Source organism: Algibacter sp., assembly GCF_049667265.1.
Taxonomy (GTDB): domain Bacteria; phylum Bacteroidota; class Bacteroidia; order Flavobacteriales; family Flavobacteriaceae; genus Algibacter_B.
Genome location: NZ_JBATHX010000287.1, coordinates 1 through 3773 on the forward strand (window position 1 = coordinate 1; position 3773 = coordinate 3773).

The 3773-nt window shown below is 30.1% G+C and carries 3 protein-coding genes and 1 pseudogene; all 4 read left to right on the forward strand.

The features are described from left to right. Positions 1-334 precede the first annotated feature (334 nt). On the forward strand, positions 335-964 hold the full coding sequence (locus WBN21_RS10655) for a DUF2202 domain-containing protein (RefSeq protein ID WP_424200109.1): 630 nt from the start codon (positions 335-337) through the stop codon (positions 962-964). 362 nt (positions 965-1326) lie between these two features. Further along, positions 1327-1785, forward strand: a complete 459-nt coding sequence (locus WBN21_RS10660; protein WP_424200111.1) for a DUF4405 domain-containing protein — start codon at positions 1327-1329, stop codon at positions 1783-1785. 24 nt (positions 1786-1809) lie between these two features. Continuing rightward, positions 1810-3120 (forward strand): annotated as a pseudogene (locus WBN21_RS10665) (TolC family protein). A gap of 112 nt (positions 3121-3232) precedes the next feature. Continuing rightward, positions 3233-3773 (forward strand): efflux RND transporter periplasmic adaptor subunit (locus WBN21_RS10670; RefSeq protein WP_424200113.1); only part of this gene is annotated, 541 nt, incomplete at its 3' end.

Sequence of the window (3773 nt, forward strand, 5' to 3'; positions counted from 1 at the left end):
AGAATGCGGTTTAGAATGATGAATCCGTTTCTTCAGTTTTTCAAGTTTATAATTTTAAGTATTAAAATTATGGTTATTGTAGCTGGTGGACATGGAGGTACAAGAGAACGTGCAAAATAAATTAAATATGAATGCATATGTCATTCAATAATATTAAAGTTAACTGATGTGGTTATCAGTTTTTTTGGTTGGTTAGTAAGATATTAATTTAAATTAATATCTCTAAAAAGAGAGCTTTTATGGCTCTCTTTTTTTTATGCTCTTATGTAACTTATATTACTGATAATTAGATTTTTATTTCGGAAATTTATATTATAATTTTAATTTAAACGTCATGAAAAAGTCAAAATTTATCAGATTAATTCCTATTCTCATAGTATCTCTTTCATTCACCTTAATATCTGCATGTAGCGATAATAATGATTCCATAACCGATGATATTAAAAATCAAACCTTAACAGAATCTGATAAAACAGCCTTACTATTTATGTTAGAAGAAGAAAAACTAGCAAGAGACACCTATATGTATTTAGATGATTTATGGACTATAAATCAGTTTGCTAATATTCAAAAAAGTGAACAAACACACATGAATTCAGTTGAGAGTTTATTAATTCAATATAACGTAGCCTATACTATTTTACCTGTTGGCGAATTTGCGAACCAAGATTTACAAAATTTTTATGATCAATTTGTTATTGATGGTGCGATAAATCAAGCTAATGCATTACAAATTGGAGCAACTATTGAAGATTTAGACATTGTGGATTTACAAACAAATATAAATGACACTAACAATGCAGAAATAACAACTGTTTTTGAAAGCTTACAATGTGGGTCAAGAAATCATTTAAGAAGTTTTGTTTCAAATATTGAAAAAGGTGGAGATACTTATATACCACAGTTTTTAACTCAAGAAGCGTATAATACTATTGTATCTGCAGATAACGAAAAATGTAATTGATTTAAAGACAGCATTCTAATTATGGGTGACTACTATTTATTTAGATGATTGTAAAGGCATTCTTGAATAAGAATGCCTTTTTTTATGTAACATTTGTCACAAAATAATATGGTTAACTCTAGTATATTTGCACATCTAAAATATTCAATTTATTTGATTTCATTATTAGTCTAAGGATTTTTAAAAGAAAGATTAAATTTGGTTTTTTATTGATTAATAGCAAATAGAAGCACTCAATTACTTGAGTGCTTTTTTTTTGCAAATAATTTATTCTCTTATAACTATCCTACCTGATAGATATCATTGTAGCAATTCTCTTCTGAGTATACATTTATATATGTTTCTAAAAAGTAATATTTAAAATGAGTAAATCTGAAAACACATTTCGAAAACCTATCTTAAATTTTGCCATAAACACTATTATGACATTATGCATGTCTGCAATTATAGGTACTGGATTTTTAATAAAATATACCTTAATACCTGGTCAAGAACGTTGGGATGTTTATGGACAAAAAGTAGAGCTTTATTTATTAGGTTTAGATAGACATCAATGGGGAATGATACATCTTATTTTAGGATTTGTTCTGCTGGGTTTATTAATAACCCACATTGTTTTCCATTGGAAGATTATAGTAAATGTTTATAAAAAAATAGTCAAAGAACCCATTACAAAAAAGATAGTGGCTTTGGTTTTTATAATCCTATGTCTTCTAATGATTTTATTTCCATTTTTTGTGCAACCAGAAATTCAATCTATGAAAAAAGGTAACGGACGGCAAGTAACATTAGTTACAAACTTACAATATCAATACAGGTAGTTTTGCAACAGAAATAATTTAAAGATGAAAAGAACAACTTTTATAATCATACTATTCGGATTGCTTTTTAACTGCACTTTAAAAGCACAAGAATTAGTGTCCATAACAAAATCTGAAGTCTTAAATAAGGTTTCAGAAAGTAATACAAGTATTAAAATTTCTCAAGAAGAATTTAATCAAGCTAGAGCAGATTTCAGACAAACTAACGCTGTATTTTTACCAAACATTTCGGCAAGCCATACAGCTATGGCGACTACAAACCCTTTAATGGCATTTGGTTCCAAATTAAATCAAGAAATTTTAACGGCATCAGATTTTAATCCTGCGTTGTTAAACAATCCTTCTCAGATTGAAAACTACGCTACTAAGTTCGAAATCCAACAACCATTAATCAATATTGATGGTATTTATCAACGTAAAGCTGCCAAATCTAAAATGGAAGCTATGTCTTTAAAAACAGAACGCACTCAAGATTATTTAGCGTTTGAAGTGGACAAAGCATACATGCAGTTACAATTGTCTTACAAAGCGGTGGCTGTTTTAGAAAAAGCGTTAGAAGCTGCAAATGCCAATAAAGAACTGGCGGATAATAGTTTTAAACAAGGTTATTTACAACGTGCAGATGTTTTGAATGTTGAAGTTCGAGTAACCGAAGTTCAAAACCAGTTACAAATGGCAAAAAGTAATGTGCAAAACGCATCCAACTAATTGTCGTTTTTAATGAATGATGAAACATATGTGGTTTACACACCAGCAGACGAACTAACGGTTTTTACAACTAATCTAGAAGACAAAACAGTTTCCGAAAATCGTTCAGATATTAAAGCTATGCAATTGGCTTCAAATGCTTATGAAGCCATGAATAAAGCTGATAAAATGGCGTTCTTACCAAGATTAAATGCTTTTGGGAGTTACGAATTATATGACGATCAAATTTTTCAAGCAGATGCCAATGGCTATTTATTTGGAGCACAACTAAGTTGGGATATTTTTCAAGGTTCGAAACGTTTTGGAAAAGCGCAGAAAAGTAAAGCAGAATTCGAAAAATCAAAACTTGAGTATCAACAATACGTATCACAAAGTAATTTAGAATTGAATAAATCAAAACGTGCTTTATTGGATGCCGAAAACAAATTGAAACTAACGGCTTTAGCCTTAGAGCAGTCAGAAGAATCGTTAAAAATCAGAACCAATAGATTTAAAGAAGGACTTGAAAAAACCTCTGATTTATTGATTGCAGAAACTCAATTTGCACAAAAGCAATTAGAATATTACCAAACCATTTTTGAATACAATTACGCGCAAGCATATTTACAATTTTTAACTAAAGAATAAAAAACAGTTTGCATTAGGCAGTCACAGTATTCAGTCTAAAACAAATAAAATTAAAATGTCATACTGAGCGCAGTCGAAGTACAATAATAACTAAGAATATAAATTAATAAAAATGAAAAAAAGATATACCATCCTAACACTAGCTATCGCCTTATTAATTGCAAGTTGCGGAAGTGAAGACAAAAAAGCAATGGCAGATAATTCGCCGGCAATTGCTGTAAAAGTGAGCCAGGTTGAAGCTAACGATAACAATCCATTTTTATCTGTGAGCGGAAAAATACAAGCCACGAATAGTGCAGACCTAAGTACTAGAATGATGGGTTACGTAAACAAAGTATACGTAAATGTTGGAGATAAAGTGCGTAAAGGGCAATTATTAGTATCTATAAACAATGCTGATTTACAAGCTAAACGTGCGCAAGTAAATGCAGGTATTACAGAAGCTACTGCAGCCTTTAACAATGCACAAAAAGATTATAACCGTTACAAAAACTTATTTGCAGATAATAGTGCATCTCAAAAAGAAATGGATGATATAACTGCCAATTTTGAAATGGCAAAAGCACGTTTAGAATCGGCTAATCAAATGAAAAACGAAATTAACGCACAATTTACTTACAGTAATATTACTGCTCCTTTTAACGGAACAATTA